General features: G+C 62.4%; 21 protein-coding genes and 3 pseudogenes. 4 read left to right on the top strand and 20 right to left on the bottom strand.

Annotation, left to right across the window (positions count from 1 at the left end; all coding sequences use genetic code 11):
- Window positions 1–13: 13 nt before the first annotated feature.
- Complete coding sequence (locus KS03_RS23325) at window positions 14–1,840, bottom strand: extracellular solute-binding protein (protein WP_045678901.1); 1,827 nt, start codon at window positions 1,838–1,840, stop codon at window positions 14–16.
- A gap of 107 nt (window positions 1,841–1,947) precedes the next feature.
- Between KS03_RS23325 and KS03_RS23320 the strand changes: the two genes are divergently transcribed.
- Complete coding sequence (locus KS03_RS23320) at window positions 1,948–2,157, top strand: hypothetical protein (RefSeq protein WP_017432467.1); 210 nt, start codon at window positions 1,948–1,950, stop codon at window positions 2,155–2,157.
- Between the two features lie 61 nt (window positions 2,158–2,218).
- Here the strand turns inward: KS03_RS23320 and KS03_RS23315 are convergent, their stop codons facing one another.
- From KS03_RS23315 to KS03_RS33435, 3 genes and pseudogenes are all read right to left on the bottom strand, one after another.
- Window positions 2,219–2,581 (bottom strand): hypothetical protein, encoded by a 363-nt coding sequence (locus tag KS03_RS23315; protein WP_015875279.1) that lies wholly within the window; start codon window positions 2,579–2,581, stop codon window positions 2,219–2,221.
- 673 nt (window positions 2,582–3,254) lie between these two features.
- Window positions 3,255–4,127 carry a LysR substrate-binding domain-containing protein gene (locus KS03_RS23310; RefSeq protein WP_015875278.1) on the bottom strand — a complete coding sequence of 291 codons (873 nt, stop codon included), beginning with the start codon at window positions 4,125–4,127 and terminating at the stop codon, window positions 3,255–3,257.
- An 875-nt stretch (window positions 4,128–5,002) separates the two neighbouring features.
- Window positions 5,003–5,062: pseudogene (locus KS03_RS33435) on the bottom strand (hypothetical protein); the annotation flags it as partial.
- A 1,256-nt stretch (window positions 5,063–6,318) separates the two neighbouring features.
- Here KS03_RS33435 and KS03_RS32095 point away from each other — a divergent pair.
- Window positions 6,319–7,347 (top strand): hypothetical protein, encoded by a 1,029-nt coding sequence (locus tag KS03_RS32095; protein WP_015875276.1) that lies wholly within the window; start codon window positions 6,319–6,321, stop codon window positions 7,345–7,347.
- A gap of 513 nt (window positions 7,348–7,860) precedes the next feature.
- Here KS03_RS32095 and valS read toward each other — a convergent pair.
- The 6 genes and pseudogenes from valS to KS03_RS23275 all read right to left on the bottom strand — a co-directional run bounded on the left by valS (window position 7,861) and on the right by KS03_RS23275 (window position 17,393).
- The gene (valS, locus tag KS03_RS23295) at window positions 7,861–10,455 is read right to left on the bottom strand and encodes a valine--tRNA ligase (protein WP_015875275.1); all 2,595 of its coding nucleotides are present in this window, start codon (window positions 10,453–10,455) and stop codon (window positions 7,861–7,863) included.
- Between the two features lie 1,029 nt (window positions 10,456–11,484).
- Window positions 11,485–12,951: an efflux transporter outer membrane subunit gene (locus KS03_RS23290; protein ID WP_015875274.1), complete on the bottom strand. Its 1,467-nt coding sequence runs from the start codon at window positions 12,949–12,951 to the stop codon at window positions 11,485–11,487.
- Window positions 12,952–13,022: 71 nt separating this feature from the next.
- Complete coding sequence (locus KS03_RS23285; protein ID WP_015875273.1) at window positions 13,023–15,017, bottom strand: MacB family efflux pump subunit; 1,995 nt, start codon at window positions 15,015–15,017, stop codon at window positions 13,023–13,025.
- Window positions 15,018–15,021: 4 nt separating this feature from the next.
- Window positions 15,022–16,203 (bottom strand): efflux RND transporter periplasmic adaptor subunit, encoded by a 1,182-nt coding sequence (locus KS03_RS23280; protein ID WP_015875272.1) that lies wholly within the window; start codon window positions 16,201–16,203, stop codon window positions 15,022–15,024.
- Between the two features lie 309 nt (window positions 16,204–16,512).
- A pseudogene (locus KS03_RS31690) lies at window positions 16,513–16,650 on the bottom strand (integrase core domain-containing protein); the annotation flags it as partial.
- A gap of 311 nt (window positions 16,651–16,961) precedes the next feature.
- Window positions 16,962–17,393: a helix-turn-helix domain-containing protein gene (locus tag KS03_RS23275; RefSeq protein WP_015875271.1), complete on the bottom strand. Its 432-nt coding sequence runs from the start codon at window positions 17,391–17,393 to the stop codon at window positions 16,962–16,964.
- A 74-nt stretch (window positions 17,394–17,467) separates the two neighbouring features.
- On the opposite strand from KS03_RS23275, the gene KS03_RS23270 reads away from it, so the two are divergent.
- Window positions 17,468–18,325 (top strand): class I SAM-dependent methyltransferase, encoded by an 858-nt coding sequence (locus KS03_RS23270; RefSeq protein ID WP_015875270.1) that lies wholly within the window; start codon window positions 17,468–17,470, stop codon window positions 18,323–18,325.
- A 101-nt stretch (window positions 18,326–18,426) separates the two neighbouring features.
- On the opposite strand, the gene KS03_RS30395 is transcribed toward KS03_RS23270, so the two are convergent.
- Both KS03_RS30395 and KS03_RS30390 read right to left on the bottom strand, forming a co-directional pair.
- Window positions 18,427–19,244 (bottom strand): IS5-like element ISBugl2 family transposase gene (locus KS03_RS30395; protein ID WP_085962346.1). Its coding sequence is split into 2 segments (ribosomal slippage): window positions 18,427–18,896 and window positions 18,896–19,244, totalling 819 coding nucleotides; the frame shifts between segments, so codons are not numbered across the junction.
- Window positions 19,245–19,343: 99 nt separating this feature from the next.
- Window positions 19,344–20,161, bottom strand: a protein-coding gene (locus tag KS03_RS30390) for an IS5-like element ISBugl2 family transposase (protein WP_085962356.1) whose coding sequence is annotated in 2 segments (ribosomal slippage) — window positions 19,344–19,813 and window positions 19,813–20,161 — 819 coding nt in all. Because the reading frame shifts where the segments join, the coding sequence is not laid out codon by codon here.
- Between the two features lie 222 nt (window positions 20,162–20,383).
- On the opposite strand from KS03_RS30390, the gene KS03_RS31675 reads away from it, so the two are divergent.
- Window positions 20,384–20,644 (top strand): hypothetical protein, encoded by a 261-nt coding sequence (locus KS03_RS31675; RefSeq protein ID WP_127913958.1) that lies wholly within the window; start codon window positions 20,384–20,386, stop codon window positions 20,642–20,644.
- A gap of 147 nt (window positions 20,645–20,791) precedes the next feature.
- Here KS03_RS31675 and tnpC read toward each other — a convergent pair whose 3' ends face one another.
- The 8 genes and pseudogenes from tnpC to KS03_RS23230 form a co-directional block, all read right to left on the bottom strand.
- On the bottom strand, window positions 20,792–22,348 hold the full coding sequence (tnpC, locus tag KS03_RS23265) for an IS66 family transposase (RefSeq protein WP_012732752.1): 1,557 nt from the start codon (window positions 22,346–22,348) through the stop codon (window positions 20,792–20,794).
- A gap of 31 nt (window positions 22,349–22,379) precedes the next feature.
- On the bottom strand, window positions 22,380–22,730 hold the full coding sequence (tnpB, locus tag KS03_RS23260) for an IS66 family insertion sequence element accessory protein TnpB (RefSeq protein WP_012732753.1): 351 nt from the start codon (window positions 22,728–22,730) through the stop codon (window positions 22,380–22,382).
- Window positions 22,706–23,182 (bottom strand): IS66-like element accessory protein TnpA, encoded by a 477-nt coding sequence (gene tnpA, locus KS03_RS23255; RefSeq protein ID WP_012734051.1) that lies wholly within the window; start codon window positions 23,180–23,182, stop codon window positions 22,706–22,708. The genes tnpB and tnpA overlap by 25 nt, the downstream gene beginning before the upstream one ends.
- An 88-nt stretch (window positions 23,183–23,270) precedes the next feature.
- A pseudogene (locus tag KS03_RS23250) lies at window positions 23,271–23,606 on the bottom strand (DNA adenine methylase); the annotation flags it as partial.
- A 156-nt stretch (window positions 23,607–23,762) separates the two neighbouring features.
- Complete coding sequence (locus tag KS03_RS23245; RefSeq protein ID WP_012735258.1) at window positions 23,763–24,311, bottom strand: lysis system i-spanin subunit Rz; 549 nt, start codon at window positions 24,309–24,311, stop codon at window positions 23,763–23,765.
- A 5-nt stretch (window positions 24,312–24,316) separates the two neighbouring features.
- Window positions 24,317–24,739 carry a glycoside hydrolase family protein gene (locus tag KS03_RS23240; RefSeq protein ID WP_012735257.1) on the bottom strand — a complete coding sequence of 141 codons (423 nt, stop codon included), beginning with the start codon at window positions 24,737–24,739 and terminating at the stop codon, window positions 24,317–24,319.
- On the bottom strand, window positions 24,723–25,001 hold the full coding sequence (locus KS03_RS23235; RefSeq protein WP_012735256.1) for a hypothetical protein: 279 nt from the start codon (window positions 24,999–25,001) through the stop codon (window positions 24,723–24,725). Before KS03_RS23235 ends, KS03_RS23240 begins: the two co-directional genes overlap by 17 nt.
- Window positions 25,002–25,003: 2 nt before the next feature.
- On the bottom strand, window positions 25,004–25,261 hold the full coding sequence (locus tag KS03_RS23230; protein ID WP_012735255.1) for a hypothetical protein: 258 nt from the start codon (window positions 25,259–25,261) through the stop codon (window positions 25,004–25,006).
- Window positions 25,262–25,271 lie beyond the last annotated feature (10 nt).

Below are 25,271 nucleotides of genomic sequence, written 5' to 3'. Positions count from 1 at the left end.
TGCGGCGAGGCGCTCAAGGTGCAGGGTGCGCCGCCGCGTCGGGTTTCGCCCACCACATCGACGCCACCCAGTCATCGGCCGAATAGTACAGCGGCAGCGTGGCCGGATAGGCGAGCGTGTGCTGGTAGGCGACGCGGTGCACCGTGCTGTACCACTGCGGCACCACGTAGTAGCCGTGCATCAGCACGCGGTCGAGCGCGTGGGTGGCGTCGAGCAGTTGCTCGCGCGTCTGCGCCTGCAGCAGCGCCTTCAGGATCGCGTCGACGGCCGGCGACTTCAGCCCGATCAGATTGCTCGAGCCGGGCTGGTCCGCATAGCGGCTCGCGAAGCGCGTGGCCTGCTCGGCGCCGGGCACCTGCACGCCCGGATAGCGCACCGTCGTCATATCGTAGTCGAACGCGTCGAGGCGCTTTTGCAGCAGCGCGAAATCGGCGGTGCGAAAGCGCGCCTCGATGCCGAGCTTGGCAAGATTGCGCTGATAGGCGGTGACCACCGGTTCCATCCCGCCGCCCGAATCGTCGAGGATCTCGAAGCGGAACGGCTCGCCCTTCGCGTTGCGCAGCGCGCCGTCGCGATAGGTCCAGCCGGCCTCGGCCAGCAGCGCGCGCGCCTTGAGCAGATTGGCGCGCAGCGAGCCGGGCGGGTTCGTGTCGGGCTGCACCGGCATCGGTCCGAACACGGCCGGGTCGAGCTGCTTGCGCAGCGGCTCGAGGATCGCTAGCTCGCCCGCGCCCGGCGTGCCGCGCGCCTGCAGTTCGGTGTCGGCGAAGTAGCTGTTCAGGCGCGTGTAGCCGCCGTAGAACAGCTGCCGGTTCAGCCATTCGAAATCGAATGCGAGATCGAGCGCCTCGCGCACGCGCACGTCCTGAAACAGCGGCCGGCGCAGGTTCATCAGGAAGCCCTGCATGCCGGCGCCGTTGTGCTGGCGAAACTCGCGCTTGATCAGCTCGCCGTCGTCGAAACGCTTGCCCACGTCGCGCCGTACCCAGTTGCGCGCGATGTATTCGACCAGCACGTCGTACTCGCCGGCCTTGAAGGCCTCGAGCCGCGCGACGCTGTCGCCATAGAGCTTGTAGACGATCCGGTCGAAGTTGTCGGTGCCGACCCGCACCGGCAGCGCGGTCCCCCAGTAGTGGGGATCGCGCCGGTAAGTGATGGTGCGCCCGCTGTCATAGTGGTCGATCAGATAGGGGCCGCTGCCGATCGGCGGCTGGAACGCGAGCTGGTCGAACGGCACCCGCGTGCCGTCCGGCCTCGCCCCCCACTTGCGCGAGAACACCGGCACGGCACCCGCGATCAGCGGCAGCTCGCGGTCGGTGCGCGTGAACTCGAAGCGTACCGTGGCCGGATCGACCACCACCACGCGCGCGATCTCGGAGAAATAGGCGGCATACTGCGGCGCGGCCTGCGGGCTCTTCAGCGTATCGAACGAATACTTGACGTCGGCCGCCGTGACCGGGTCGCCGTTCGAGAAGCGCGCGCGCGGGTTCAGGTGGAACGTCACCGACAGGTGGTCCGGGGCAATCGCGATGTCGTCGGCGAGCAGCCCATAGGCACTCGCCGGCTCGTCGGCGCTGCCGGTGGTCAGGCTTTCGAAGATCGTGCCGAGCCCGGGGGCCGGGTTGCCGCGCAGCGTGAACGGATTGAACTTGTCGAAGGTGGTGAGCCGGTTCGGGTTCGCGAGCACCAGCGTACCGCCCTTCGGCGCATCGGGATTCACGTAGTCGAAATGCCGGAAGCCGGGCGGGTATTTCGGCTCCCCGTATTGGGCGATCGCATAGGCCGCGTGGGCGGAAAGCGGCGCGGCGGCACCGCAGAGGGCCAGCAGCACGGCCGTCAACCAGCGCCACCAGCCGGGCTCGCGGCCATCCGGGACACGGACATCGGAAACACGACGAGGCACGGCGGCCCGAAACGGGGAAGTCGGCATGAAGGCGGAATCGCTCGATGGTCAATGACGATGCCGGGCATTCTACCGAGTCCGCCGCGCGCGCGGGCGGCGGCAACAACGCCATGCACCGCCGGGCGCAAGCGACGGGGCGATGTGCGGCCGCCATCGCGGCGCCCGCGCATCGCTCCGCCACACCGCCGGCCTTCACGATCGCGACGTGCAAAACAAAACCGCCCGCAGCCGGGCGGTATTTCGAGCGCGCGTGACGCGCGCCAGCCGTCGGTCCGTACGGCGCCGGCATGGCCGCCGGCCCGCACCGCGCCGGCGTCAGTGGCGCCAGCCGCCGTGATCGCCGTGCCAGCCCGGGCCGCCGCGCCAACCCGGACCACCGTGCCAACCCGGACCGTCGCCATGCCAGCCGCCGTGGCGGCGATACCATTCCTCGCGGCCCCAGTAGCGGCGGCCATCCCAGTAACGATCGCCGTGCCAGCCGATCACGATTGCGGGCGGCGGCGCATAGACCGGTGCGGGCTGATAGACGACGGGAGGCGGCGGCGCATAGACCGGCGCCGGCGCCACGTAGGCCGGCGCCCCCAGATTGATGCCGATATTGACGCCCGCCATTGCGGCGCCGGACACGAACAACGCAGCCAGACCAGTCACGAGCGAAGCAACACGCAAGCTTTTCATGGAGTCCCCTTACGGTGGTTTGATTAGGTGATTCGACTATAACGACTCACGCCCCACCCGCATATTTCCACTTTGTAAGAACTGATGCGTGGCGTCGCGCGACCTTCTTCCGGCTAACGTCTTGTTACATTTGACCGGCGTGATGGAGGTGGGTCGCCGCGCATGCGGAGCGAGCCGGTCGGCCGGAGCGACACGGCACCGCCCGCGGTCGCGGCCCGCGTCGGGCCTCGGGCGTGATCAGTGCCTGGGGCCTGTGCCTCTCCGCTCTGCTTGCGCCGCAGGCCGCGTTTCGTGCGGTCCACGTGCACTTGCTAGGGGCGGCCCGCCGGGAAGACCCTCACGAACGGCGTGCCGGGCAGCCTCCGCATACCGTCGATCCAGCGCGGCGCCTAGCCGTTGACGATTGCCCCGTCGCGCACGACGAACGGAAGTTCTGTCAGGTCGAACACGGACGGCGTGGATGGACTCGGCGCCGCGAGACGCCTTCGGATAGGGACGATCACACCGGGTCGTGTCGCTTCCCTCACGGCATGACGCGGCGACGCGCTGCTCGGTTGAGATGCACGGCGAGATCGAGTCGATGCGCCCCGCCGCCGCTTATCCGCTGGCGCGCGCCGACGAGCGCGGCTACGCGCGCGTGAGCCGCGAAACCGTCCAGCCGCGCCGCCGGCCCTCAGTCGCGGTCCTCGGCGCAGATCGCGATGAACCACTCGCAGAACGCCAGCGTGGCATGGCTGCTTTCCTTGTCGTAGACGAGGTAGTAGCCGTGATCATCGAGCGTGGACACCTCGGAGAGCACCACCAGTTCGCCACGCGCGATCTCGCGACGAAACACGTCCACGGGGCATAGCGCCACGCCGTGCCCGGCGATCACGGCCGTCGCGAGCAGGTTGGAGTCCTGATAGACGGGGCCATGGGTCAGCCCCTCGGGGCGCAGGCCCGCCGCCTCGAACCATGCATCCCAGGCCGAGACGAATCGGTCATGCAGCAGCGTGGCATGGTTGAGCCGCGCGTCGCAGCGCTTCTGCGCCAGATACCGCGGGCTCGCCACCGGCTTGCTGGTGCGCGAGAACAGCATCGCGCGGGCGCTGTTCTTCGACGGCATGTGCTGATGCGTGATCAGCACGTCGTGCCGCTCGGGATCGAACTGCTCGTGTGCGCGCGAATACGACACCTCGATCGCGATGTCGGGGTGGAACGCCGCGAAGCGCGGCAGCGCCGGTATCAGCCAGCGTGTGGCCACCGACGGGATGCAGGCCACCGAGATGCCCTTGCGGTGGCGGTTGATGCTCAGTGACTGCGACACTGCCGAAATCGCCGCCAACGCCGGCTGAATCGTGTGGAAGTATTGCTCGCCGGCCGAGGTCAGCACGGCCCCGCGCCCGGTGCGCTCGAACAGGCGCCGGCCGAGCCAGGCCTCGAGCTTCTTGATCTGGCCGCTCACGGCGGCGTGCGTCACGTGCAGTTCTTCGCCCGCTCGCGACAGGCTCTTCAGGCGTGCGGTGGCCTCGAAGGCACGCAGGGCGTTCAACGGCGGCAGGATCATGGCTGGATGGCTCCATCGGGAAACGGTCGACACGCGCGGCGCGGCGCCGCGCCGCGCGTGGGGGGGAGCCGCGCGTTCATTGCAGCTATGCGCGGGCCACGCGCTCGACGATCGGCATCGACGCATCCAGCTTGTCGAGCGTGAGGTAGTCGTAGATGGCGCCCTTCATGCCCACCTCGCCCGGTCCGACGCTCACCATCGATAACCCCGGAGCGGGCGCTGTCACGGCGCCGTCCGAGTGATCGGCAACGCCGGCCGGCCCCGGTTCGGCCATGCCCTGCGCGCGGCAAGCCACGACACACGGCGGCGCCGCGAACGGATGATCGTCGTGGCCGATCTGGCCGTGACGCGGAATCGAGCGACTCGAGCATGACCTGCGGCCCGGCAATCGCGCGCCACGCGGCCGCCACCGGCTCGTGCCGCCGGCCCGGCACCAGCCGCAGGCCGATGTCGGCCGGCCCCCGGGGTCGCGCGCGCGGCGTCGCCGGGCCACCGCGAATCGTGCCGACGTCGACGCTGGACGCGCCGACGAGGCAGTGGGCCGGCTCCGCGAGTCGCGAGACGCGCGCGCAGTCAAGATAGCGCGCGAGCCGCCCGATCGCGTCGCCGCGGTCGCCCGTGCGGTCCTTCGAGAACGCGTCGTGCCCATAGCCGCCGCGCGCGCTGGCATGCAACCACCGTGCGCCGCTCTGCGTGGCGAAGGCGCGCTTGCCGGGCGCCAAAATCAGCGGCGCGCGCCGGCAGTTCGCGTTCTCGGCCGCCGAGACCGCCAGCAGTTGGCGACCCTGCGGCGGCCAGCCGGCCAGGCATGGATTCAGCGCGGCCACCGCTACCGTCCCGCCGTTCATGTCGGCTGCGCCGCGGCCGTAGAGCCGCCCTTCGCGGCGCTCGCGCGCGAACGCGTCGACGGGCCAGCGCTCGCGCTCGCGCGCCACACCGATGGTGTCGACATGCGCCGGGAACACCAGCGCGGTGCGTCGGCCGGCGCGTCAAGCACCGTCACGATCTTCACGAAGAACACCGCCGCCACGATCAGCGAGTCGAGTAAATCGTCGAAAGCGGATTGAATGCAGCTTCGAAAACAGCTCTCACTTGGACTCCTCGTTCTCTGAGAATTTTCATTGGGAGGCAGCGCCCCCGCCCGCGGCACGATTTTGCCCGCTCGACCCGCCATTGGCTGGCCATTCGGCCGGATCGGCATGATTGATGATAGGAAGTTGCAATACAAGCGAGTAAAACTACCTCATCATTAGAAAAACTTAACGATTGGCATTTTCTTTATAAAATCATATTGTAATTAAAAAGCATGAAAGATATCTAGATGTCAGAAATATTGACATCGCAGCAAGAAAATTCAGCTTTTATTTTTCCGGCCGTCACCCGTATCATTTAGGGATACGGACCGAGGCCGTGCACCGAGCATGACCTGCACTGCATCCGTCCGAATAGAAATAAATCGACTCGACACAGGCCTGAAATCGGCAACATGGATACTGCCGGATCGATTATGGTGAGACCACGCGTCACGAGATGCGCATCCGATCTACGCATCCAATTCACCCGATGTGCCACGATTCGCTTTTGCTTTCTCGGCGGCATACAGACATTACCGGCGGCATGGTTCGAAGCGACTATTTCGCCTTGATTGACGGCTTGTTGCGCGAATGCGCGTACTCTCTCGGCGCGAGGTTTCTCGCTCGCGTCCCGCCTGGGCCCTATACGCTCTCGATGCTCGGAAGCAGGCGGCCTCGTAGCGTGCAACGTCGATCACGTACGCTACTTTTTTATTCCTGCCGCCGCCGGTGACCACCGGCGGCGGACCGCGCGGCGGTTCGGCGCAAAGCCAACGACATCACTGGCGCGTTGACGACCGCTGTCGCACTCGCGCCACCAGTGCCGCCATCAATCACCACGAAAATCGCCCGCTCATCAAAATGTTCTGATTGCGCGTGCGCAATTGAGATCGGTACCCTTCCACGCAACAACGATGTTGCACATCGCGCGCCCAAGCGGCTTCAAGGAGGCTTGGCGGCTGACGATAGGCCGCCCAGGCGCGGCAAAGGCCGGCACCTGACGCCCCCGCCATCAGTTTGCGCGCCCGGGCCTGCGGAACGACTGGTCAGCGCTGCAGTCGGCCCGCGCCAGTGATGTCCACTGCCGCTCACGTTTACGCGGCGACCGCGAGGAATCCATGTCCAGCATTGCATTTATCGAGGTGGAGGGCCGGTTCGCGATGCCATCGTCGCGTTCTTGCGCGCCGTCCTCCTATGGCCACGAATGGGCGCTGCTGCCGCCGGCGCCGGAATCGCGCACGGGCATCCGTTCGCTCTATGCAGCGATCGTGCGCACCGTCTGTCTCGACATCGACGCGTTTCTCGCCGCGTCCCGCTGGGATCGTGGCCGAGACGCCAAGGCGGTCTCGGCCACGATCCCAGCGGCGGTGCACGCGCCCCCGGCGGCGGAAGCACCGCTTGAAACCAAGCTGCCGGAACCCAGGGGGCCAGCAGCCAATGCGTTCCCAGACGAAGCTCGCCCGATCAGCCTGCCCAAGACACCGCGATATCGCGCCGCGCGACGCTCGCCGCATTCGTTGCGGCGACGCGCGGGCCAGATCGGCATCGTTGGGGCGGCCATGCTGCTCGGCTGGATCGTGATCGGCCATGTGCCGCCGAAGCCGGAACGCAACGGTGCCGTCGATGTCTGGCAGGGTGCTGTCAATGGCTCAAGTTCCCGTCGAGCGGCGCCGGTTGCGCTGCGGCAAGCAGGCGCGGACGTCGAACCATCGAGTGCCGATGCCATAGCGAGTCCGCGGCGCACACCGATCTCGAAGCATGCTGCCGCCGGCGCACCTACTCGCGATGAGTCGAAACGCAATCACGCGCAAGCCGGCACCGGGCTTGCGCGCGTCGATTCACGCCGCCTCGCGTCGTCACACGCCTTCGCCCCCCATCGTGAACCCGCTCGCCCCACGGCGTCTGTCGACCGCAGCAGACAGGCTCGCCGCGCTTCCCGCTCAGCGAGCCATCACGACGTCAATGCCCGACGCGGCCTGGTCGCCTCGGATGCTTTCGACATCAACGACTACGCTGATCTCGTCGACGAATTGCGGCAACGTAGCGCAATAGCGACGCGAAACGAGCAGCCGACCACCGGCACCGAATGGGCCGATCAGATCTCACAGCGTCGCCTGACCGATATCCCCGAACAGTTTTCGCAATGAACGAAGCGCATCGACGCAGCACGTGCCGATGATGCCAGGCGCCGACACGGAGCCGTACCGGATGGTAAACATCCAGCCGACGCCGGTTCGGCGTAACGCCGTGCCGGCAGCTACTGCGACCATGCCAAGCAACGCCCGGATTCGGGCCAAGCGCGCAGCCGAACCGCATGACGCCGGTAGGCCTACAGTTATGGAAGCCGTGGCCGAAGCCAACATGCTCTCTTGCACGACGGTGAATGTCGAATCGGTCTGCATCCAGATAGACCGATTCATCGCGATTGCCCGAGTTGACCGTCATCAGCGCGCCCTCTGCGCGCCCCACCAACCTCTCGCCCACCAGCACATCATCGGTCGCGACACGCGGCAGGCCCGCGTGGTTCACCGATAAGTAACGCACCAACTCATCAACGAAATTCCCGGCAAGCAACTCATCAGAGAGAAACTCGGCGAGTGGCCCCGGACCATGCGTCGTCGGAACGGGTAGCTGTCAGATCGGGGCGCGACTTCTACAACTCAGACCGGCTGCGGAGCCAACTCCACTCGCACGCCATAATCGTCCGACAAGGTTGTCTCAAGCTGAACGATCTTTCCAGCGTTACGCAGGTCGGTTTCGGCCAAACCTAAATACGCCAAGCGCTCTGCAGAAGCAGCGACAACCAGTCGAGACACCTCCGCTTTCATCGAAACCTGCGCGTCGGATTTTGCGCGCCTAACTTCTCGCAGGACATCGGAAACCACCATCGTCATTTCTGCGCTTGTACTCCGATCGGTAAAAGCCATAAGCGACGAAGTCTCCGGCCACCCTGCCCGATGTACCGAGCCGGCTTGCCACCATGACCATCCCTCCTCTGCTGCAAACGGTAAAAATGGAGCAAACAGCCTCTGTAACACAGAAAGGGACTCAGCCAGTGCGTTTCGAGCCGAAGCAGCGTCTGCCCCGATTCCGTGGGCGCGGTTCTTGACGAGTTCGACATAGTCATCGCAGTACCACCAAAAGAAGCTTTCCGTGCACTCCAGGGCTTTGCTGTAGTCGAGCGACGCCAAGGCCGCCGTCGCCGCTTCGACAACGGTGGCCAGCCTCTTCAACATCGCTCGATCAAGCGGTTCCGAGACGGCAGCACTTTCGCTTCCTGGCAAACTGAGAACGAACTTGGACACGTTCAACAGCTTGAGCGCGAGCCGACGCCCATTCTTCATTTGGGTCTCGTCGAAGGCAGTATCCATGCCAGGGCGCCCCATGGCCGCCCAGTAACGCACTCCGTCCGAGCCATACTGTTCGAGAAGCGCGACCGGCGTCACCACATTTCCCTTCGATTTGGACATCTTTTTCCGGTCCGGGTCCAATATCCAACCGGAAAGCATAGCGCCCTTCCACGGCAAACTATTTGCCTCGAGATGTGATCTGACTATCGTCGAGAAAAGCCACGTTCGAATGATATCGTGCCCTTGAGGCCGCAAGTCCATTGGAAAGACGCGGTCGAAGCATCCGTCCGCCTCCTCCCATCTCGCGGCAATCTGGGGAGTCAGGGAACTGGTTGCCCATGTGTCCATGATGTCCGACTCCGCGACAAATCCGCCCGGTTTCCCTCGCTGCTGTTCGTCGAAACCGGAAGGGACATGCGTCTGCGGGTCAATTGGCAGCTCGGATTCAAGCGGCCGGATAGGTGCACCGAAATCGGGCCCCCCCTCGGAATCAATCGGGTACCACCAAGGGATTGGAACGCCAAACACCCGTTGCCGGCTGATGAGCCAGTCACCGTTAATACCTGAGACCCAATTGGCATAGCGGCTCCCCATAAAGCCTGGGCTCCAATGCAGTTCTTCGCCCCGCGCCAGGAATGCATTCCGTAGAGTTTCATTCCGCCCGCCGTTTCGAAGATACCATTGACGAGTCGCAATAATTTCAAGCGGGCGATCGCCTTTTTCGAAGAACTTCACCGCGTGCTTGATCGGACGCGGATCTCCTACCAATTGGCCGCTTGCCTTCAACATTTCCACAATGCACCGACGCGCCGACGCGAGGGGCAGCCCCGCGATTTGACAATATGCTGCCTGCCCATCGCGGGATTCGATCCACTCCGGCAAGCTACTCTCCAAGCGACCATCCTTGCCGATGATGGCACGCGTAGGCAAACCGAGTTCTCGCCACCAGATTACATCCGTGAGATCGCCATATGTGCAGATCATCGCAATGCCGGTTCCCTTGGACGGATCCGCAAGAGGATGCGCTAACACCGGTACATTAACCCCGAATAACGGGGAACTCGCCTGATGGCCAACCAAGTTCCGATAGCGAGGGTCGTCCGGATGCGCGACCAAGGCAACACATGCGGCCAAGAGTTCCGGCCGGGTCGTGGACACGACTATTTCGCCCTCCTGCGCGGCGTCGAATCGTAAATCATGATAAGCGCCATCGATCTCACGCTCTTCGAGTTCCGCTTGAGCAATCGCCGTCTGATACGTAACATCCCAGAGACAAGGGGCTTGCTGACTATACAGTTCACCGCGCTCGAGGTTGCGCAACAAAGCACGCTGGCTGATTCGCTGTGCCCGCTCATCGATCGTGGCATAGCCGAGACTCCAGTCGACAGAGATTCCGAGCCGAACAAACAGTTCGCGGAAAGAGACTTCGTCCAATTGAGTTAGACGATTGCAAAGCTCCAGAAAATTCCGACGACTGACACGTGCGAACGATGCTCTGGTTCCAGGAGTGGGCTCGGGCACCTGATAGTCCGGTATGTAGTCAGCCTTGGGGTCACATACAACTCCATAGAAATTTTCGACCCGCCTCTCCGTGGGCAATCCGTTATCGTCCCAGCTCATTGGATAAAAGACCGACCGTCCCTGCATTCGCTGGAAACGCGCGATGATATCAGTATGGGTGTAACTAAATACGTGCCCCATGTGCAGCGAACCCGAGACAGTAGGTGGCGGCGTGTCAATTGAAAAAACCTCATTGCGCCGAGCCGCACGATCGAATGCAAAAATCCGATCGGCCTCCCACCTGTGGGACCATCGTTGTTCAAGGCCTTCAAGCGAAGGCTTCTCCGGAACTCGAATGGACCTCGGCAAACGCGCATCGCGAGAAAAAGTATATTGATTTTTCATTAATAGCTCGCAAGAATTTACGGGAAATCAGCCGTCACATTTCCATATACATAAATCATCAAACGCGAAAGCGTACCGAGGTCCAATTACGATGCAAGGAAAATGTTTCCAATACGACCACCCCTCTACCGCTGAAAAGTAGAGAAACTGGTAAACCGTACAAAGGAATTAGCAATCGCCTGGTCTGGCTAATCAGTGCGACCAGCGAAAACAGGCTGCCGAAGGCAACCGATATTGAACAGATTACGAGAACGCTTGCCGGGGGGTACGCGGCTGTGACGATCCAGGCTCGCCAGTGCAAACCTGCTTTCGAATATCGTCTCGCGTATTTGGCGCGCGTGATGCGAGAACCGGAGATTAGGACTTCATTACGTTTAACGGTGACATAGCATCCTCCTGCGGCTTGAAAAATCGATACTCATCGCATAATAGTTGACATCGGCAGGGTCCGCAACGCTGCGGTAGCCGGGCGGTGGTGTCGCCGGCACGGTGATCCTGCAAATGACGTCTTCACGCGGAGATCGATCATCTGACCAGCACGCGGGCGCTGCGAGGCGTCGCGCTCGAAAGGCAGAACGCTCTATTCTCCGGTGCCGACTTCGGCAGCGAACCTGCCGCCGCGACATACCAGCTAGTTGGCACGGCAGGCCTGAGCAGCCTCGATCGAGAGGCGTATCTCGCCTGCCTGCGCGAACTCATCGCCGACGGCTAGGCCAACCGCATCAAAGCACTGCTACCGCGGGACGTTGCATCGTCGCTGTCGCTTACTGCTCGCGTCGCACTTATCACCTGGCGCCGCGACTCGCTGGCGTGAGTCCCCCTGAACCAGGGTACGGCTCAGGCACTCGCCCCGACGCGGACAGGCACACGGCAGCGGCCTCGGAAGGCTCGATGCGTCATCGAGCACACGCATACCTGAATCCACCATGTCGGTGTCTTCGCATCCAATTCGGACGGTATGCCGGATTCACGAGGCGCTCCCCTCCGCTGCAACAGCTTTCAGCGGCCTTGATGGAATCGTTCTTTAGGCTAGCGTCCGCCGAGCGCAACATAAAGCGCCACCTGATTGGTGAGAGTCGCATAGCGCACGCTTGCGAGTTCGGCATCGGCATCACGAGTCGCCTGCTGCGCGTCGAGCCAGTTCTGTAGCGGTACGGAGCCTGCGCGGTATTGCCAGCCGATGCGCTGCTCGCTTTGTCGTGCAGCTTCGAGCGCGTCCGCCCATTGCGTGATCTCGGCCTGGTAGTCGGAACGTGCAGCAAGGGCATTCTCCACATCGGCGAGCGCCTGATAGAACGTCTTGGCAAACGCGACCGCCGCAGCATCGTAGGCTGTCTGCGCCGAGCCAACCCGCGCTTTCATCGTCCTGAAATTCAGAAACGGGGCTGCGACATTGGCTGCGATCGTACCGAGCGGGTTTTGCAATAAATCGCGCAACGCGTCGCTCGCGGCACCGGCCGAGCCCGTCAACGTGAAGCTGGGGTAAAAGCTGGTTCGTGTCGCATCGACATTCGCGAGCGTGCTTCGCGTTCGCAATTCCGCCGCCTTCACGTCCGGACGGCGAGCGAGTACGGAGGCTGGCACCCCCGGAGAAACGGCGGGCAGCGGAGTCATCAGCCGCGCCGAAGAAACCGCGAAGACTTCGCCCGGTGGTTGACCGAGCAGGATGGCAAGCGCATTTTCAGCTTGTGTTTGCTGCGCCAGCAGAACATAGCGCGACGCGCGTAGCGACGCGAGCGATCGACGAGCGGCTAGCAGATCCACCGCGGCCACCGCGCCCGACGTATACCGGGCATTCGCCAACGCCAGGGTCTGTTCGCCGTAACGAATCGACGCGTCGCTCTGTTCGATCTGCTCGGTTAGCAGGGCGAGTAACCAGTAGTCGCCGGCAACCGACGATGCGACGGCCATCTCGACGGTCCGTTCGTCCTGCTCGGTTGCCTGTTTCTCCCAGCGTGCTGCGTCGACCGAACTCGCCAGTGTCCCCCACAAGTCGACGACATAGCTGGCCGATGCGAGAAGTGATTTCGCATGTGACGCGACTTGCGTGCCGCGCAGCGAGTGAGAATTCGACAGTCCCGCACTTGCGCTAATCGCGGGCAATTGATTCGCGCGTGCGAGATCGACGGCGAATTGCGCCGCGCGCAGGTTGGCGACCGCCGTCTTCAGATCATGATTGCCGGCCAAAGCCCGTTCGACAAGCCGGCTCAGTTCCGGATCGCCAAATGCCTGCCACCAGGGGTCGATGTCCGCGTCACTGCCCGACTTCGCTTCGGCCTCCGCCGGCAGAGGCTTGGACGAGCCGGGAGCGTCACGCTGCGTATAGGGATTCCCAGCTGTCGCGGACGCAGCTGTCCCCCCTGCGGCGGCGGCCCCTGCCTGCCAATGCGGTGGAACCGTAAGCTCCGGCTGCGTCCATGCCGTGCGCGTCAGCGTCCCGCATCCCGCAACGCCCAGCGAGGCAATCGACAAGACAAGCATGGTGAATCGTGACATCGATTTCGGCCTTCCAACCCGCCATGAGACAGTGCGTGGCGAAACCGCATGCGGTGAGCGAGGGAGCTTTTTCATTCGCGGGTCAGCGCTTCTGCCGGGCGCAGGCGTGCGGCCCGACGCGCCGGGAAATAGCCGAACACCACGCCCACGAGTGCGGCACTGGCGAATGCGGTGGCGATCGAACTGAACGACAGGACCATGTAGAAATGACTTCGAGGATCCGAAAAAAAACTTACGACACCGATCGCGAGTGCCACGCCGGCAACTCCGCCAGTAACGCATAGCCAGACGGATTCGATAAGAAACTGGTCGCGAATGTCGGACTGGCGAGCACCGATCGCCATGCGAATGCCGATCTCGTGTGTGCGCTCCGTCACCGAGACGAGCATGATGTTCATCACGCCGATGCCACCGACAAGCAGCGAAATGAACGCAATCGACGAAATGAAGATGCGGAAGGATTGATTCGATGCCGTCGCGATCTGGAACAGGGCATCCGAGTTGAAGGTGGTGAAGTCGATTGCCCCGTGGCGCGCCGCCAGGACCTTGGTGATGCCAGCCAGTGCGGCGCTCGATGGTACGCCATCGGCGAGCCGGACAGTCACGCTCTGAAGGTTATACGATCCGGTCATACGCGACATGACCGAGCTGTACGGCATATAGAGCCCAAGCATGCCGGGCGCAAACGACATGGCGTTCGAACCCGCAACGCCGATCACATGGCACGGCAGGTTTCCAACCAGGACGACTTTCCCTATCGGCGAATCGGTGCTGAACAGCGTTTGTTGCGTCTTCTCATCGACGACGACGACCGGAGCGTTCGATTCCACCTGCGACTGGTCGAACTGCCGGCCTTTGATCATATGGATGCCGTGGACGCGAAAATAGTCGGCACCAGTGCCGTGAACGGTCGCGGATACGTCTTTGTTACCCACACGGATCGTTCCGATACTCGTCACTTCCGGCGTCACGCTGTCGATGTAGCTCTGCGCCTGCAGGGCACGCACATCGGCAAGACTGAGCGTATGGATCGAGTTCGCGCGCAGATCGCCGGCCATGCGACCTGGAAAGATGCTGATCGTGTCCGTACCAAACTGTCGTATATGGCTCATGATCGTTCGGCGGCTTCCCTCGCCTCGGGCGACCATGCAGGCGACCGAGGCGATACCGGCAATGATGCCTAGCATGGTCAGGAACGAGCGCAGACGATTGTTGGCCACCGAGCGCATGGCAAGCCGGAACGCTTCGACGAACCGCCCAAATGCGAGCGGCTGCGCGTTTTTGCGCTGAAGCACGCCCGGGCGTTCGATGGGCAGCGCCATTTGCGCATCGCCGGGGGCTGCCGAAGGGCTCGACTCGAACGAACTGTCGCCGACGATGCGTCCGTCGCGAATCTCGATGACGCGGCGCGCGTGCCGGGCGACATTCATATCGTGCGTGACGATGATGATCGTATGGCCTTGCGCGTTGAGTTCGTGGAACAGCGCCATCAGTTCGTCACCGCTCTGGCTGTCGAGCGCGCCTGTTGGTTCGTCGGCGAGAATGATTTCGCCGCCGTTCATCAAGGCGCGCGCGATACTCACCCGCTGCTGCTGGCCACCAGAGAGTTGCATCGGCCGATGATCGAGGCGGTCACCGAGGCCCAGGCGTTCGAGAAGCGTCCTGGCTCGCTTGCCTCTTCGTGCCGCGTCGAGGCCCGCATAGATGGCGGGCGCCTCGACATTCGCCAGTGCGGTCAAATCGTTTAACAACTGATAGCGCTGGAATACGAAGCCGAAATGCTCCCGACGCAACAGTGCGAGCGCATCCGCGTCGAGCGACTGCGTCTCGACGCCGCCAATCCGGTAAGTACCGGACGTCGGCGTGTCGAGGCAGCCGAGGATATTCATCAGCGTCGATTTTCCCGAACCCGATGCCCCGACGATCGCCACCATCTCCCCACGCTCGATGCGCAGACTGACCTGGTGCAAGACCTTGACCGCCGCCTCTGCGGCGCCATAGATGTGGCTCACACCCAGGAGTTCGATCAGTGGAGCCGCCGGCGACTCGACACGTGGCATGGACATTCCGTTACCTTGGCATGCTGTAAGGATCACGCGTCCCCGCGCCCGAAGCCTGACCGACGATGACTCGATCGCCCGCACCAAGCCCGCCGAGGACCTGGACAACGGTATCGTTGGCAATGCCGGTTCGTATGGCCCGGATGGTGACGTTGCCGTCGGCCCCTAGGAGCCGCACCGTCGCCCGGCCGTCGTGTGCGGGCGCAGTCAACGCCACGACCGGTACGACCGCCGCGTGCCGTGCCCGTGCAAGCACGATCGACACCTGGGCCGTCATCGAGATGCGAAGTCGGTTATCGGGATTCGGCATGTCGAGCAGGCCGTTGTAATAGATGGCCGTATTCGTTGACGACGACGTTGTCGTGGTACTGATTGCCGTGTCGGTCAAGATCGAGTCAGGCGCAGGCTCGATCGCTTTGAGCGTGGTTTCGTACCGATGGGACGGGTCGCCGAGAATCGTGAAATAGGCCGGCAGACCGGGCCTGAGCCGCACGACATCGGCCTCCGAGATTTGCGCCTTGACCTCGACCGTGTCCAGGCGTGCGATCTTGACCAAATTGGGCGTGGTCTGATTTGCGTTGACAGTTTGGCCCTCGACGGCGAGCACGGCGACAATTTCTCCGTCGCTCGGGGCAACAATGCGCGTGTAGCCGAGCGTGACGCGGGCGGTATCCACGTTGACCTGTGCGACCTTTATCTGGGCATGACTCATTTCGACATTGGCGCGAGCCACATCGAAGGCCGCCTGTGCCGTTTCGAAATCGGCATGCGAGCCGGCGTCGTGTTCGGCCAGTTCCTTTTGGCGTTCCAGCGCGAGCCTAGCTTGGACCAGCGATGCCTGGCTCGAATGGAGCGTGGCCACCGCGCTTTGCAATTGCGCCTGCGCCGTGTCCAATGCGTAGATCTGTGGCTGCGAGTCGATTTCCGCGATCAGCTGACCTTTCCTGACGTGGTCGCCAAGCGCCACACGCATCGACTTGATCTGTCCATTGACTTGCGCACCGACGCTCACGAGATCGGCGGCGCGGATCGTACCTACGGCCTCAACGGTGGATTCGATATCTTGATACGAAACGGGAACGGTAAGGCATTGAATATTCGGTTTGTCATGCCGCGCATATCTGAATGCGATAGCAGCTGCGATGGAAATGGCCAAACCTAAGGCGACGTACTGGATAAGCTTTTTACTCACGACGCATGCACCTTCTTATGCGAAGTCCTCGCTTGCCTTCGCGCTCGATGACGTGTCGTGCATAAACACGCCCCGCAATCCGGTGTCGATGGCCGACTCAGCTTCCTGTTTTTGACGGCTTGTTCTGGTTGGCTGAGCAGCGTAACCGAAACAAATTAGAATTTTTTTGCTTTTCCAGATTGGCCGCGGCGGGCAGGTGGCCAGTACCCTTCGGTTTCGCTCAACAGGCTTGGCCCCCCATCCGGCTCGGACAGCAACCGTGGGGCGTCCAGCTGGAGTTGCCCCCGTAACTGAGGACACGGCACCCACTTAGGTTGCTGAATCCGTCGAGCGTCGAAACTCGCGAGGCGAGCGGTACTTCAACGCGCTATGGGGATGCTTTTCGTTGTAGTGCTCGAATGCGATGGCCGGATTCCTAGCCGCGGGCGCTGCATCCGGCTTCGGCAGCAACCGCTTCCCGAACCTCCTTCGTGTAGTTCCTCGATCCCGGTCGTCTTCCATGCACCACTGGCTTCGTCAATCTGATTCCCATTACATCTGATGGGAATCAGATTGACGGTGCCGTGCCCTCGTGAACAGACGGTACGTGTCGAGCGCTTACGGTTTTCCCTACACGTGTGTACGCGAGGTCTGGGGCAGCTCAGTCGCGACTTCTACATCTAAACCTCGCGCGATTCACATGGGTCGAGATACGGCCAACTAGCAACATTCGGCGCGGCCACCGGAATCGTTGACGATTGACGCTCTCATGACAACTTCTACTGTTCCTTCGGCACTCTCTTCACCCGTGCGCCAACCGTTCCAGAGGCCACCGAGCGAAGGATGCGCCGGAATGTAGGGCACTCCATGTGGCTCGGCGCAGGGCACACGGCGGCATGCCGCAGCCCATCGCGCATCGCGCACAGTTTGCGAATCTTCCTGTCCAACTCCCCGGCCTTTGCCACGAGCATCTGGCGGTCGATGCGCGGTTGCCCATCGGCCCCCAACATCGACGCAATATCATCCAACGAGAATCCACCGGCGCGCCCCAAAGCGATCAACGCTAGCTGGTCCAGCACGCCAGGATCAAACAGACGACGCAATCCACGGCGCCCGCACGACCTGATGAGCCCCTTTTCCTCGTAGAACCTCAGTGTCGATGCCGGAACACCGGATCGCTGCGCCACTTCGCCAATATCTAGCTGACCCATCGCTTGACCTCAAGTCGACTTGAAGTTGCATAGTTTAGCTTCCGCCCCCTAGGGGTAAGTCGAGGATAGTGATCGTGGATTCCAGACATCTGACTGAAAGCACGCAAAAGGCCCTTTGGAACGGCAGCGCCGGGCACGCATGGGTGGCCGCGCAGGAAGTGCTCGATCAAATGTTCAAGCCTTTCGAGGATCTGCTGGTCAACATGTTGGGCAATAGAGGTGGACTCCGGGTACTGGACGTCGGCTGCGGCACCGGCAGCACGACGTTGGCCGTGGCTCGGCAGGTCGGAGTAGACGGCAATTGCATCGGAGTCGATATCTCGGCCCCGATGATCGCCGTCGCCCAAGCGCGTGGCGAACGTGAGAGCTCGCCGGCAAGCTTCATCTGTGCTGACGCGCAAACCCATAACTTTGAGCCGGCGAGCTTCGACTTGATCACGTCGCGCTTTGGCGTCATGTTCTTCGATGATCCGGTATCGGCCTTCATCAACCTGCGACGTGCCGCAAAGGACGGCGCCCAACTGCGCTGCATCGCATGGCGCAGTGCCGTCGACAATCCGTTCATGACAACCGCCGAGCGTGCCGCCGCTTCTCTACTGCCGAACTTGCCCGTGCGCCGCCCTGATGCGCCGGGGCAATTCGCCTTCGCAGACCAAAGCAGAGTTTCAGCCATCTTGGAAACGAGTGGCTGGACGGAGATCGACATTCGGCCGATCGATATGAATTGCACCCTGCCCGAGCAGGAGTTGGTCGGCTACTTCAGCCGACTCGGGCCCGTTGGTACGAGCCTTCAGCAGATTGATGAGGAGACGCGCGTGCGCGTGATTGACTCCATCCGCACCGCCTATGATCCCTATGTGCATGGAAACCAAGTTCACTACAACGCTGCCTGCTGGCTGATCAGTGGCCGAGCGGGGTCTACGCCAGCTTAGCTGAAGAATTCAGTCAAGGTCTGAGCAGCCGATTGAGCGATGAGCGCCTTTCGACAAGGACAGGCTCAACGGCGGTGGAGCGGTATCCCTAAGAGGCCAGTTCAAAAACCCTGCTCAGCTCGTCTGAAGATGTTCCAACAGATGAGCGAGCAGCCAAGTTTGAGGAATGCTTCGTGAATGTAGGCACGTCGCTCGAAGCGAGTGCGTAGGCGACGGAAATTGTGGAGCCAGGAATGCGTACGTTCGACTACCCAACGATACTTGCCCAGACCACTGCCATGCTCGGTCCGGCGCTTGGCGATCACGGGCTTGATACCGCGTTCGCGCAACGCGCGACGATGTCGGGTGGAATCGTAGCCACGATCGGCGTAGACGACGCCGGGCTTCTGAAGCGGTCGGCCACGAACGCCGCGAATGGGTGGAATCGCATCAACGAGCGGCAGCAACTGCGTGACGTCGTTGGTGTTCGCGCCAGTCAGGATCGCAACGAGAGGAACGCCGTTGGCGTCTACGAGGACGTGGTGCTTGGAACCGGGTCGCGCGCGATCGGTGGGGTTCGGGCCAGTTTTTCGCCCGCCCCAACGGCGCGCACGGACGACGAATCGACCGCAGCGTATGACAGATCGATTTGGCCGGCCGCACGCAACTTGTCGAGAAGCAACTCGTGCAGTTGGTCCCATACACCAGCCTTTTGCCAGTCGCTCAATCGCCGCCAGCATGTGGCGCCCGAGCCAAAGCCCAGACGAGTCGGCAAGTGGTTCCAACGAATTCCCGTTTTGAACACGAACAGGATGCCGTTGAGAGCCGCACGGTCGGACACGCGCGGGCGACCAGGATCGCTCTTCGCTCGAAGCTTCGCAGGTGGCAGCAATGGTTCGATCAGTATCCACAGTTCGTCGTCAATGATTGGCGCTTCCATCCTTGGACTTCCGTTGTTCTGATGCCCAAGGTTAACAGCTTGCCGAGGAAGTAAACAGCCCCTCTCGGGAGTTTTTGAACTGGCCTCTAAGAGGCCAGTTCAAAAACCCTGCTCAGCTCGTCTGAAGATGTTCCAACAGATGATCGAGCAGCCAAGTTTGAGGAATGCTTCGTGAATGTAGGCACGTCGCTCGAAGCGAGTGCGTAGGCGACGGAAATTGTGGAGCCAGGAATGCGTACGTTCGACCACCCAACGATACTTGCCCAGACCACTGCCATGCTCGGTCCGGCGCTTGGCGATCACGGGCTTGATACCGCGTTCGCGCAACGCGCGACGATGTCGGGTGGAATCGTAGCCGCGATCGGCGTAGACGACGCCGGGCTTCTGAAGCGGTCGGCCACGAACGCCGCGAATGGGTGGAATCGCATCAACGAGCGGCAGCAACTGCGTGACGTCGTTGGTGTTCGCGCCAGTCAGGATCGCAACGAGAGGAACGCCGTTGGCGTCTACGAGGACGTGGTGCTTGGAACCGGGTCGCGCGCGATCGGTGGGGTTCGGGCCAGTTTTTCGCCCGCCCCAACGGCGCGCACGGACGACGAATCGACCGCAGCGTATGACAGATCGATTTGGCCGGCCGCACGCAACTTGTCGAGTAGCAACTCGTGCAGTTGGTCCCATACACCAGCCTTTTGCCAGTCGCTCAATCGCCGCCAGCATGTGGCGCCCGAGCCAAAGCCCAGACGAGTCGGCAAGTGGTTCCAACGAATTCCCGTTTTGAACACGAACAGGATGCCGTTGAGAGCCGCACGGTCGGACACGCGCGGGCGACCAGGATCGCTCTTCGCTCGAAGCTTCGCAGGTGGCAGCAATGGTTCGATCAGTATCCACAGTTCGTCGTCAATGATTGGCGCTTCCATCCTTGGACTTCCGTTGTTCTGATGCCCAAGGTTAACAGCTTGCCGAGGAAGTAAACAGCCCCTCTCGGGAGTTTTTGAACTGGCCTCTAAGGAGCCGTGAAGTGACCATCTCCCGGGCGTGATGACAGCCACCAGTTGCGCCCATCATTTGATTCGTGGATGACGGCTTTTGAAACACACGAGTGTCCGCTACGCGCAGATGCTCTGGAACGCAACTGTCCAATGGCATTCTTCCACGGCGAGACCATGGAGGTCCGCTGGATTACCGTGGGAATGAGCTTGTCAAGCGCCAATCGTTTTGATAGTTGCCTTGATAGCGGCTGCCAAACAAAAACCCCGCGAAGCCTAGACTTCGCGGGGTTCCGCCGCCATTTCTGGCGGAGACGGAGGGAGGCTTTTCCCACCGTCGATAACCACATGATTTCTGACGGTTTTTCTCTGCTCATCTGGATTGCAGTCTCCTCCGAAGAGGTACCCCAGTGAGTGACACCTGTACCCTACGAGCCAAAGGCTGCATCGTCAACTGAGGAGCTACTTCCGATCTGAGAGCTTACGCAGTGTCTTTGGCGCGAAGCGCAGCATTCGCTTCAACCAGCAGCTTGGCGGTACGCGGTCTTTTAACGACGCCCCTCAGCGGTTGAGGCCAGCAGACATTCTCCAAGGCATGAGATCGGCGTAGTCGTCGGCGGTTGCAGCGAGCGGCAACCTGGTGAACAGCCAGACCAGATAGCGATACGGCTCGATGCCGTTCGCCTTGCACGTCTCGACGAGGGAGTACAGGTTGGCACTGGCCTGCGCACCGGCGACCGTATCAGAGAACAGCCAGCCCTTGCGGCCGACGACGAACGGCCTTATCGCGTTCTCGCACAGGTTGTTCGAGATCGGCCAGTTGCCGTTCTCGACGTAGCGGACCAGCTTGGGCCACTGTCCGTTCATGTACTGCAATGCCTTGCCGAGCAAACTCGACGGCACGACGCCCGGCAGATGCTCGATTAGCATGCGCTCGATGATGACGAGCACGCGGGCGCTGTACCGGGCGCGCAGCCGTCGCCGACGTTCAGACTCCCACTTCGCGCTGCGCGCCTCGGCCGCGAACAGCTTGCCGATCAGTGCCACGAAGCGTGTGGCCAGCAGATCCGGTGAGCGTGCCGCCTTCGGCACCGACTCCTCGGCCTTGATGAAGCCGCGGCGCACGTGTGCCCAGCATCCGAGATGCACGAGCTGGTGATCGTGGGCGATGCCGTTATAGAGCTCGTAGCCATCCGTCATCAGCGCAGTGCCGGGCTGTACACCGGCATACAGCTTCTGCGCATGTTGAGCACCGCGCCCGGGCGAGTAGGAGAACATCCGCACGGACGGCCCCGAGCCGTTGACCTGCGCCCACAGGTAACTCTTCGTCTGCGGCCTTCGTCCTGGTTCCTTCAGCACCTGGAACGTGGTTTCGTCGCCGTAGATCAAGTTCGATTCGAGCAGCGCGTCGCGCATCAGGTTGATCACCGGCTGCGTGGCCAGACCTACCCGCACCACGCTGGCGGCCAGCGTATTCGACGAGATGTCACCGCCGAAGCGACGCAGCAGTGTGGCCTGACGATACAGCGGCATGCCGTACTGATACTTGCCGGTGATGATCCACGCCAGCGCGGATTCCGTGAGCAGCCCGCGCGGAATGATGCGCGTCGGCGCCAGCGTGACCTTGATGCCGAGATCGCAGCATGGGCACGCGTACTTGACCCGCTGGTGCTGAACGACGCGCACTTGCTCGGGAATCACGTCGAGCTGTTCGCTCGTTTCCACGCCGATCTCGACGAGGGCCTGGCCGTCATGGGCGCAGAACCGTTCGGACTCGGGCAGCTCGTGCCGCACGACCTCGCGCGGCAGATTCGGATCGAGTGGTTTGCGCCCGCGCTTGCCTCGCGTGTGGGCCGCGACCGATGTACCGGGCATATCCTCGCGCGCGGGCGCGTCGGCAGTCGTCGCCAGCGCCTCGGCTTCGTTGAACAGGCCGAGCTGGTCGGCATGGCGCGCCTCGCTCGAGGCGCCGAACAGTTCGTGCTTGTAGGCCCGCAGTTTCTCTTCGGCCAGATCGCGCTGAGCCGTCACGAGCCGAAGCTCACCGCGCAGCGCATCGCGTTCGGCGAGCAGTGCCTGGTATTGCTCAACACTCGGCATGACGGGGCTGTTCGGCATGGCCAATTAGACCACGCCACCTGCGTGGTGTTCAGCTCATCCGCGCGTAATATCGCTGGGGATGCTTCTGGATCACGGCCAGGTCGATGCCGTCGAGCAGCCAGTGCAACTGCTCGGTGCTGATCGTGATCGTGTCGCCACCGTTCGGCCAGACGAAGCGGTCGGCTTCGAGTCGCTTGAGCAGTAACCAGAAACCGTTGCCGCCCCAGCCGAGGATCTTGACTCGATCACGACGGCGGTTGCCGAAGACGAACAGCGCCGAGGTCATTGAGTTCAGGCGCATCGCCTGTTCGACCAGGATCGACAGCCCGTTGATGCCCATGCGGAAGTCGACCGGATCGCGATGCAGGTAGACCTTCAGCCCTTCGTCGAACCGGAACACGGCAGCCTCCCGAGCATCTGGACGAGCATCGTCAGTTCATCGAAGTTCGCCTGGCTCAGCTCCAAGGAAACGCCGTTTGGTAAGTGCACCTTCAGCGAGGACACCGCAGCCGATTTAGCCGGAGTGGGGGCAGCCGCAGAGGTGACGACCTGCATGAAGGCTGATTCCTCAGGCACGGAAGCCGTCGACAACTCGACGCGAGCCTCTCGTGACGGCTCCGCCGCGGAGCTGGCTATCTCGCCCGCGGCTTGTTCGCGCTGATACTTGGAAATCCACGTCCGAACGAGGTTCGGATTGATGTCGTGCTCCATGGCCGTCCGCGCGATCGACACCCCTGGCTTCAGACACGCCTGTATCAACTCGCGCTTCGCATCCTCGTCGTACTTGCGCCGTCCGTCTCGCTTGCGATCGGCCACCAACCGGCTCTGCAAACCTCCGTGTTGCTCGTTCATGCACACCTGTCCACGCTCATTGAACATGGACACGTAGCCTCGGTGAATCAGCCTCGTCGTGCAATGGCGTCCTTCAAAGAGCGCTTACACTTTTCTGCAGATAGTAAAACCGGGCCGCACGCTGAATGTCCGTGAGCGTTGCCGGATCCGTCTGTTTCAGCCACTCGAACACCTGCCGGCTCGTCAGCGCCCATTTGAACTGCCGAACGAACTCCTCGAGGTGGTGCTGCACGACGCGATACAGGTTGATCAGTTCGCCGTTGACGTCGTTGATCACCTCCACCTTTGCCGGTGGCCTGAGGAAATACAGCGCGGCGCCGCCCGCAAACACCTCGACGTAACACTCATGAGCGGGGAAGCGCGCGAGAAGATGTTCCGCGAGGCGGCGCTTGCCGCCGATCCACGGAATGATAGGAAGGGCCATCTGTGACAAACCTCTGTTTCTGAGCATTGGTAAAATCAGCCCGCCTCCCGGGAGGTGGCAGGGCCTCGGCCTGTCACTGGCACGCTCAGTGATGGGTGGCCACATCGGTGCTGCTACACCGATGCTGGTCGCCCTGTCTTACTACTCGTGATTCTGTTACCGATTGCCGCAACCGGGCGTTGCCGTCCGAATCGCGCACACATACGCCTGAAGCGCCCTCAATTTGTCGATTTCTCGCTGGTCGTCACCGGCGACGGTGAAAGCGCGTTCCGCAGTCGCTCCGTCGAGGTCTGCAATGGCGGCGGCACCATCGCCCATGCTGGCGGCGCCGGAAGCTCGGGGCACGTCGTCGGAACCGGTTGCAGAACAGTTGCGGACGGCGATGCGCAGCCGGTCAGTGCCAGCAGCCAAAGCAGCACAAGCATTCCGATTCTCAGTTTCATGAGCCATTCTCTCCTTGGTCATTTGGGCATCAACGGCGGCCACCCGTGACGCGGCGGCGTCGTGTGCATCCGACGCCAGTCGCTCGGCATCAAGCGCCGCACGGGAGATCGCGAGCAGGTCCTCCGCATGATGCTGCGCGTCGCCTGCCCGGCCGGCTCGCTCCAAGGCCAGGTTGCGAGCGTCGAACACGTGCGCCCCATATGCACCAGCGCCCGCCGCTACTCCAGCGACTAGCAGATACACAACCCATTTCCGAAGCATCGTGCTCACTCCCTGCCGGCTCGCATCATTCCCGCGAGCCGATCCGCACGCGCTCCAACCTGCCGCGCCCACTTCGAAGCCAGCATGCCCGCGGCGGCGACGGCGTAGTCGCCACGCTCCATCGCGCCGAGCGTGTTCTTGAACGTCAATAGCTTGGCGCCGAGGTTGAACGCCATGTTGACGACCACCCGCTGCCGGACTGGATCGAGCCTGCACCACCAAGGCAACTCGGCATCCAGCCAGGCCACCGCGCTCGCGACGTCGTGAGTCAGCAGCAGATCGCACTCGTCATCGCTGATGCCGACGTCCGTCAGGTTCCGCCCCACCCCGATCGTGATCTTGCCGACCGTGTCGACATAGGGCTTCAGCCGCCGCCCCTCGTCCCGCGTCAGCTCCCGAATCAGCGCTGCTTCATCGAACGTGTTCATGCTTCTTTCCTCGCTTCCACCAGTACACTTTCCGAGCCAAAGCCCAAACGATCACGATCGACATGCCGATCAGCATCGTCGTCTCCGGCGTATCGATCAGTTCCGGGCTCCGGATGGGTTTGATCAAGTTGACCATCGCGGACATGCCCACGATCGCGAAGCCGAGCGTGCCCCACACGCCGGTGTTGATCTCGTCGCTCAGCGCGATCCAGGCGCAGAACATCAGCACGACGAGATTCGTCGCCACAAAAATCGGAATCATGCTCACTCCTCCCTTCCGAAGAATCGCCGCTTGAACGCCCCGATCAGATCGGCGTTGTTGATTTCCTTGAACAGTTCCTTGGCGATGGCCAGCCCGAACAGGCCCACCGCGAAGCCGACGCCCATCTTTTGCGAGTCCTCGGTCGCATGCGCGAACCAGACGACAAGCGGCCCGATGTAGTACGCCGTCACGACACCGGCCGCGAACGAGACGGCTCGTTGCTTCCAGCCCAGCCCATCGCCGACGAACCACAGCGACACCAGGGAACCC

Source organism: Burkholderia glumae LMG 2196 = ATCC 33617 (assembly GCF_000960995.1).
In the GTDB taxonomy this organism is placed as follows: domain Bacteria; phylum Pseudomonadota; class Gammaproteobacteria; order Burkholderiales; family Burkholderiaceae; genus Burkholderia; species Burkholderia glumae.
The sequence above is the reverse complement of the archived record's forward strand: the minus strand, read 5'-3'. Positions and strand labels throughout refer to the sequence as shown.